1 protein-coding gene and 1 pseudogene are annotated in these 688 nt (G+C 54.1%); both read left to right on the top strand.

All coding sequences use genetic code 11. The features are described 5' to 3' along the window. Positions 1–228: 228 nt before the first annotated feature. Positions 229–582: pseudogene (locus tag SLH47_RS26305) on the top strand (transposase); the annotation flags it as partial. 47 nt (positions 583–629) lie between these two features. Next, on the top strand, positions 630–688 hold a 59-nt coding region (locus tag SLH47_RS26530; RefSeq protein WP_413785692.1), incomplete at its 3' end, for a hypothetical protein.

Here is a 688-nt window from a genome sequence, read left to right as displayed (position 1 = left end):
GACGATATACACAGCCGCCTCCTTCAAATGCGCAGTGGGTCAGATTTTACCACCAATTTTCAGGACTCGACAGACCTTGTTTCGCGCACAGCGGAACATTCGTTTGGCTCGTTTCCGACATCTGACGGTTGGGTCCGATGATAGGTGCCAGCCTATTTCGTTGAAAAACGCTGCCTTGATCGGGGCGTAAGCTGCTGATTCAATTCTTTCTATCGGGAGGGATTGGCGATGATGGATCCGAGGCAAGAAGCACAGTCGGCACTATTCTATGAGTTCTCGCTGGAAGATCATGTTCCGCAAGGTCATCTGCTGCGATCGATTGATCGGTTCGTTGATCTGACCAATATCCGAGTGCATCTGTCGGACTTCTACAGCCACACGGGTCGTCCATCGGTTGATCCTGAACTTCTGATCCGGATGCTGTTGGTAGGCTATTGCTTCGGTATTCGGTCCGAACGGCGTCTGTGTGAAGAGGTGCATCTGAACCTGGCGTATCGCTGGTTCTGTCGCCTCGATCTGACCGACCGTGTTCCTGACCACTCCACGTTTTCGAAGAACCGGCACGGGCGCTTTCGAGAGTCCTTGTGGGGTCTGAAGAAGTGATCGAAAGAGCGCGCAGGCATCAGCAGATGCTAGGTGGCGGAATGCGGCAAGCCGGGATCGTCGCCGCAGCGGGTCTGTATGCGAT

Source organism: Cognatiyoonia sp. IB215182, from assembly GCF_033963905.1.
Lineage (GTDB): Bacteria > Pseudomonadota > Alphaproteobacteria > Rhodobacterales > Rhodobacteraceae > Yoonia.
Note: the sequence above shows the minus strand (reverse complement) of the source record. Positions and strands in the feature narration are given on the sequence as shown.